Source organism: Micromonospora sp. DSM 43699, from assembly GCF_055517075.1.
Genome location: NZ_JBTMMT010000124.1, coordinates 1 through 6893, shown reverse-complemented (window position 1 = coordinate 6893; position 6893 = coordinate 1). Strand labels below are relative to the sequence as shown.

The following is a 6893-nucleotide window of genomic DNA, read 5'->3' as shown; positions in this document are numbered from 1 at the left end:
GGCGACGGGGGTGGGGGTGGGTCAGGCGGGGCGGCGCATTTGGAGTTCGCGTAGCTCGGGGAGTTTGGGGTGGGGGACGCGTACGCCGGTGTCGGTGAAGCCCAGTCGGTGGTAGGCCCGGTAGGCCCGGTCGTTGCCGACCACCACCTCCAGCATGAGCTGTGGCCGGCCGCAGGCGCGGGACCAGGCGGCGACCTCGTCGATCAGCGCGCCGACCAGGCCGGTGCCGCGCCAGGCGGGGGCCACGTAGACCGCGTAGACCACTGTCATGTCGGGCTCGTCGGGGGCGACGGTGCCACCGGCGTGGCCGACCAGCCGGCCGCCCGGGTCGGCGATGAACTGGGCGGTGTGGCACCCCTGGGAGACGTACGCGATCCGGGCCGCGTACTGGGCGTGCGGGCGGGCGGCGGCCTCGGCGACGGTCTCCAGGAAGGCCAGCGGCGCATCCGCGAGCATCTCCAGCCGCAGCGCCCGCATCCGGGCGGCGTCCTGCGGGCGCACCCGGTGCACGGGGGCCGGCCGGGTCGCCGACAGGGCCGGGGCGTGGGTCATGTGCGCATGCATACCCCAGTGATGGACGCCGATGGGTGACCGGGTCGATACCCGTCTGATTTGGGCCTATTTGTGGTCGTGCGCTGTCGTCACTCCTCGTGTAGCGTGCGATTTCGGTCACCGATTCAGCGGCCTTCACCGACCGCCGAAACGGTGGTTCTCCGCTGTCGGTCCGCCGGCATCCCGGGGTTGTGGAGCGCCGCGCAGAGTGAGGAAGTGCACCGTGGCACAGGGCACCGTCAAGTGGTTCAACTCCGAAAAGGGCTACGGCTTCATCGCCGTCGACGGCGGGCAGGACGTCTTCGTCCACTTCTCCGCCATCGAGATGGACGGCTACAAGGCGCTGGACGACGGTCAGCGGGTGGAGTTCGAGATCGCCCAGGGGCAGAAGGGCCCGCAGGCCGAACGGGTCCGCGTCATCGCCTGACCTCCCACCGCGCGGACGCCCGGTCCCACCGGTCGGTCAGTCCGCGGGACGGATGGCGCCGGGGGTGCGCGCCGGGCAAGATCGTGAACCGTCCAGGCGTCCTCGCTGAGGAGGGTTCATGACCGACCAGTCACCTTCGGGTCCACCCGACCCCGCTGCCGGGTCCCCGGGTGGACCGTGGGGGCCGCCGTCCGGACAGCCCTCCTGGGGGTCGCCGTCCGGCCAGCAGCCCGCAGGGACGCCGCCGGGGCAGCCGCCGTACGGTCCGTCCGTGGCTGGTCCGCCGGGCTGGGGCTACCCGGGTCCCGGCAACCAGCCGCCCGCCGTCGGCAGCCCGTATCCGGGCTACCTGCCGGGTGGCGGTTACCCGCCGGGCGGTGGTCTCCCGCCGTACGCCGGGAGCGGTCCCTGGGGTCCGCAGGACCCGCTGGTCAACCCGCCGTACGCCGGGCTGGACGGTTGGTTCACCCGGTGCACCGGGGCGTTGCGCCGGGGCTGGCGGATCCTGCTGCCGTTGATGCTGCTCACCCAGGTGGTGCCGGCGGTGGCCGTGTCGCTGCTCTCGCTCGGCATGGGCCCGAACGCCGAATCGCTGCCCGCCGACGGCTCGCTTCCCGACGGGTACCTCAGTGACCTGGCGATCTACGGTGCCTCGGTGGCGCTTGTCGCCCTGGCGTTCGGGGTGGTGCAGGGCATCGGCTGGGCCGGCGGCACCTGGGTGGTGGCCCGGCAGGCCGCCGGTCAGCCGACCGACCTGCCCGGCGCGCTGCGCTACGGCGCCCGCCGCTGCCTCGGGCTGTGGGGCTGGATGCTGGTGATGGGGCTGCTCGTCGGGGTCGGCTTCTGCCTCTGCCTGCTGCCCGGCATCTACCTCGCCTTCGCCCTCGCCCTGGCCGGCCCGGTCTACCTGTTCGAGGGGCAGAACCCGATCGGCCGCTCGTTCCGGATGTTCCACGACCGGTTGGGCATGGTGCTCGGCCGGGTGGCGCTGGTCGCGTTGGTGGCGATCCTCGGCAGCGTGCTCGGTGGGGTGGTGGAGTCGGTAGGCACCCTGCCGTTCGGCACCGACCCGTTCACCGCTCCCGGCACCGCCGTGGGTGCGGTGGCGGTGATCCTGGTGAGCGCGGTGCTTGTGGTGCCGGTCTACCTGGTGCAGCTGGTCGGCCTGGTCGTCACGTACGCCGAGCAGCGGGCGCAGGAGGGGCCGGTGAACGCCGCGCGACTGGCGGCGGAACTCGGCTGACCGGCCCGATCGTGCTTGCACTCGGCAGGGGAGAGTGCTAAACAAGTCATTGGCACTCGCATACGCTGAGTGCCAATGGTCGGGGCGGTAGGGCCACGGTCACACCGGCGTCTCGATGGCGTCGGGTGGCACGAGGCCGGTCGTCGCGGGCTGTCCGGCCCGACCGAGGAGGACGTCGTCGTCGCCAGGTGGCGACGTCCCCAAGGTGCGTACACCAGGCGGCCCGTCCGGGGCACAACACCCGGGTGGCCCGTGAGTGTCCAGGAGGACAACACCGTATGGCCAAGATGATCGCGTTCGACGAAGAGGCTCGCCGCGGCCTCGAGCGGGGCATGAACCAGCTCGCCGACGCCGTGAAGGTGACCCTCGGCCCGAAGGGCCGCAACGTGGTGCTCGAGAAGAAGTGGGGTGCCCCCACCATCACCAACGATGGTGTGAGCATCGCCAAGGAGATCGAGCTCGAGGACCCGTACGAGAAGATCGGCGCCGAGCTGGTCAAGGAGGTCGCCAAGAAGACCGACGATGTCGCCGGTGACGGCACGACGACGGCGACCGTCCTGGCCCAGGCCCTGGTGCGCGAGGGTCTGCGCAACGTGGCCGCCGGCGCCAACCCGATGGCCCTGAAGCGGGGCATCGAGGCTGCCGTGGCCAGCGTCTCCGAGGGGCTGTCCCAGCTCGCCAAGGACGTAGAGACCAAGGAGCAGATCGCCTCCACCGCCTCCATCTCCGCCGGTGACAGCACCGTCGGCGAGATCATCGCCGAGGCGATGGACAAGGTCGGCAAGGAAGGCGTCATCACCGTCGAGGAGAGCAACACCTTCGGCCTGGAGCTCGAGCTCACCGAGGGCATGCGCTTCGACAAGGGTTACATCTCCGCGTACTTCATGACCGACCCGGAGCGTATGGAGGCCGTCTTCGACGACCCCTACCTCCTGATCGTCAACAGCAAGATCTCCTCGGTGAAGGACCTGCTCCCGATCCTGGAGAAGGTCATGCAGTCGGGCAAGCCGCTGCTGATCATCTCCGAGGACATCGAGGGCGAGGCCCTGGCGACCCTGGTCGTCAACAAGGTCCGGGGCACCTTCAAGTCGGTCGCCGTCAAGGCGCCGGGCTTCGGTGACCGCCGCAAGGCCATGCTCGCCGACATCGCCATCCTCACCGGTGGCCAGGTCATCAGCGAGGAGGTCGGCCTCAAGCTGGACGCCGTCGGCCTCGACATGCTGGGCCGCGCCCGCAAGGTCGTGGTGACCAAGGACGAGACCACCATCGTCGACGGTGCCGGCGACGCCGACCAGATCCAGGGCCGGGTCAACCAGATTCGGGCCGAGATCGACAAGAGCGACTCCGACTACGACCGCGAGAAGCTGCAGGAGCGGCTGGCCAAGCTGGCCGGCGGCGTCGCGGTGATCAAGGTCGGCGCGGCCACCGAGGTCGAGCTGAAGGAGCGCAAGCACCGCATCGAGGACGCCGTCCGCAACGCGAAGGCCGCCGTCGAGGAGGGCATCGTCCCGGGTGGTGGCGTCGCGCTGGTGCAGGCCGGCAAGACCGCGTTCGACAAGCTGGACCTGGTCGGCGACGAGGCGACCGGTGCCAACATCGTCAAGGTCGCGCTGGACGCCCCGCTGCGGCAGATCGCCGTCAACGCCGGCCTCGAGGGCGGCGTCGTGGTGGAGAAGGTCCGTAACCTCGAAGCGGGTCACGGCCTCAACGCCGCCACCGGTGAGTACGTCGACCTGCTGGCCGCGGGCATCATCGACCCGGCCAAGGTGACCCGGTCGGCGCTGCAGAACGCCGCGTCGATCGCGGCGCTCTTCCTCACCACCGAGGCCGTCGTGGCGGACAAGCCGGAGAAGACCCCGGCCGCCCCGGCTGGCCCGGGTGGCGGGGACATGGACTTCTGAGTCCAGTTCCAACGCCGAAAGGGGCGGGCCGCGCAAGCGGTCCGCCCCTTTCCGTCTTCGTGACCGGGGTTCCGTTCCGTCCGGGGAGCCGGTCCCCGGGGAGGCGGAGCGGTCAGCGCCGGGCTGCCCGTACCGCCGCGTAGGCGTCGACCAGGCCGGCACCGGTCGACGCCGCCACCGGACCGCAACTGAGGTCGGCGGGGCCGGCCGGCTGAGCGGTGTCCCGCAGGATGCTCCGGGTCCGGGCCAGGTCACCGACGAGTGCCGGGTTCGCCGACCACATCAACGCCACCACCCCCGCCACCTGCGGGGTGGCCATCGAGGTGCCGTCCAGGGTGGCGTAGCCGCCGCCGGGCATCGCGGACAGGATCTCCGCCCCCGGGGCGACCAGGTCCGGCTTGGTCGCCCCGCCGACAACGGGACCACGGCTGGAGAACTCGGTGACGGCCCGGTCCCGGCCCACCGCACCCACCGTCAGCACGTCCGGGTACGGCGCCGGCGGGTCGACGATCGACCCGCAGTCCGGCCCGGTGTTCCCGGCGGCGGCCACCACGAGGATGCCCGCGGCGTCCAGCGCGGCTGTCGCCGGACGCAGCGCACCCGGGTCGCAGCCCTCCACCGGCGGGCACCCCCACGAATTGGTGAGCACGTCCGGTGCCCGCTCCGGTCGCCCGTCGGTGAACGGGTTTCCGCCGGCCGGGAACGGGGCCAGCATGAACTGGAGACAGTCCAGGTAGTGCGCCGGGCTGCCCAGGTTGCGGTCGAGGTTGACGCAGCCCACCCACTGCGCGCCGGGGGCCACCCCGATGCCGTCGCGCCCCACCGCGCTGCCCGTGGTGTGGGTGCCGTGGCCGCCGGTGTCGGTCGGGGCGCGGGTGTGGTCCCACGGGTCGTACCAGGAGTCGTCGCCGCCCCGGAAGCTGGCGGCCAGCGTCGGATGGGTGCCGTCGACCCCGGAGTCCGAACTGCCGATCACCACCCCGGCCCCGGTGACGTCCAGCTCCGACCAGACCCGGTCGGCACCGAGCATCCGGATGTTCCACTCCGGGCCGGTCGGCGCGGGCCGATCGCCCCCGCTGACCGGCGCGGGTGCGGGCAACGGCCGGAGCCGCTGGCTGACCAGCACCCGGGCCACCTCGGGCCGCGCGGAGAGCCACGCCCGTACCGCCGGGCCGCCGTCGGTCTCGATCGCGTTGACCAGGTAGTACGGCGTCGGGTCGAGGTGCAGTCGGGCCAGGTCCCGGCGCAACGCGCCCTGGGTACGCTCGGCGGTGGAGACCAGCCGGCGGTAGACCTCGGCGGTCCGTGCGTCCCGGCCGGCGCGGCCCGGCGTACCCGCAGGAAGGCCGGACAGGTCGGCCTGCTCGTGGAGCACCACCAGCAGCCGCTCGCCGTAGAGGCCGGGTCGGCCGGCGGTCACCTCGACCACGCCGACGGTGAGCAGCAGGACGGCCGCGCTCGACGCGGCGACCAGCCGGCTGGGGGCGCGCCCGCGCGGCCGGGCGAGCAGCACCCCGTACCCGATGGCCAGGACGACCGCGACGGCGAGCCCGACGCCGGTCCCGACCGCGACCCAGTACGGCACGTCGCGGGTGGTGGACAGCAGGATCGAGATCTCCTCCGGGTCGGTGAGGGCCAGCGGGCCGAACACCGCCAGGCCGACCAGCCAGCGGACCGGCGCGACCCCGGCGGGTGCGCCGGCCCGCCGGGCCGCCACCTGGCACGCGCCCAGCACGAAACCGACAGGCGGGACGAACAACAGGGTGGGAAGTTGGGCGCCGGACTGGCCGGTGCCGGCCACGAGCAGCAGCAGGACCACCCCGGCGACCAGACCGCCGGCCAGCACGGTACGGGCGGACCGGGGTGGCCCGTGACCGGTGAAGGGGGACCAGAACCGGTCGTCCAGCAGCGCCCCGGCCAGCAGGCCGACCGCCGTCGCGGCTAGCGCGGCGAGCACCGTCTCCAGCAGGCCACCGAGTGCGCCGAGCCAGACCCAGGGCAGCAGCAGGGCCAGTCCGGCGGTGATCGTCAGCAGGGTGACCGCCCGGGGCCGACCAACACCGTCCGCCACTCCGCGCCGGCCACGACCGTCCTGTGGGATCGGGGTGGTCTGCTGGGTGGGGTCCGTGTGGGGTGGGGTGCCCGGACCGGACAGGCGGGTGGTCAGCAGCGCGAGCAGCGTCGCAGTTGCGGCAAGTGCAGCCAGGTACAGCTCGTGGTGCACCTGCGGAAGTGCCCGCAGGGATCCGAGGACCATCAGGGCGAGTGCGGCACCGAGCCACCCACGCCCGGCGGTCCGCACCCGGGCCGAGCGGGGGAGCAGGGCCAGCAACAGCGCCGGCAGGCCGACCAGTAGGGCGGTGGCCAGGCTGAGCGCCGGCCAGAGCCACCCCCACCGGTCCCATCCCGCGGCCACCTGCAACTGCTCGACCGACCAGCCGACCACCTGGAGCAGCGCGGTGAGCGCCACCGTCCAGCCGCCGACCAGCGAGGCGGCCACCACCGGCCACGGGCTGGACGGACGGCCGGCGTGCGGCGGGGGGCGGTAGCCCGGCGGAGGAGGTGCGTCGGCCAGCATCCGGAAACAGTACGACGCACCCCGCTGCCCGACGGAGGTGCCGGTCCGATGGATCGCCTCGCCGCCACCACCCACCCCGGAAACCGCCTAATACCGACCCGGAAACGCTGACCTGCGCGATCCGCTTCCTCCCACCAGCCTGGCGTCGCCGATTCCCTCCCTACCAACCAACCCACCCCCCCCCCCCCCCCC

The 6893-nt window shown here is 72.8% G+C and carries 5 protein-coding genes; 3 read left to right on the top strand and 2 right to left on the bottom strand.

Annotated features, from left to right (window positions below):
* Positions 1–21: 21 nt before the first annotated feature.
* Positions 22–552 carry a GNAT family N-acetyltransferase gene (locus AC0AIB_RS30690; RefSeq protein WP_328342471.1) on the bottom strand — a complete coding sequence of 177 codons (531 nt, stop codon included), beginning with the start codon at positions 550–552 and terminating at the stop codon, positions 22–24.
* A gap of 223 nt (positions 553–775) precedes the next feature.
* On the opposite strand from AC0AIB_RS30690, the gene AC0AIB_RS30685 reads away from it, so the two are divergent.
* The 3 genes from AC0AIB_RS30685 (at position 776) to groL (ending at position 4123) form a co-directional block, all read left to right on the top strand.
* Positions 776–979 (top strand): cold-shock protein, encoded by a 204-nt coding sequence (locus AC0AIB_RS30685; protein ID WP_067305333.1) that lies wholly within the window; start codon positions 776–778, stop codon positions 977–979.
* 271 nt (positions 980–1250) lie between these two features.
* Positions 1251–2222 carry a hypothetical protein gene (locus tag AC0AIB_RS30680; protein ID WP_328342477.1) on the top strand — a complete coding sequence of 324 codons (972 nt, stop codon included), beginning with the start codon at positions 1251–1253 and terminating at the stop codon, positions 2220–2222.
* Positions 2223–2500: 278 nt separating this feature from the next.
* A complete protein-coding gene (groL, locus tag AC0AIB_RS30675) occupies positions 2501–4123 on the top strand; it encodes a chaperonin GroEL (RefSeq protein ID WP_328342479.1) in 1623 nt (540 codons plus the stop codon).
* Between the two features lie 112 nt (positions 4124–4235).
* Here groL and AC0AIB_RS30670 read toward each other — a convergent pair whose 3' ends face one another.
* Entirely contained in the window at positions 4236–6626 is a 2391-nt protein-coding gene (locus AC0AIB_RS30670; protein ID WP_465098013.1) for a S8 family serine peptidase, read from the bottom strand.
* Positions 6627–6893: the final 267 nt, after the last annotated feature.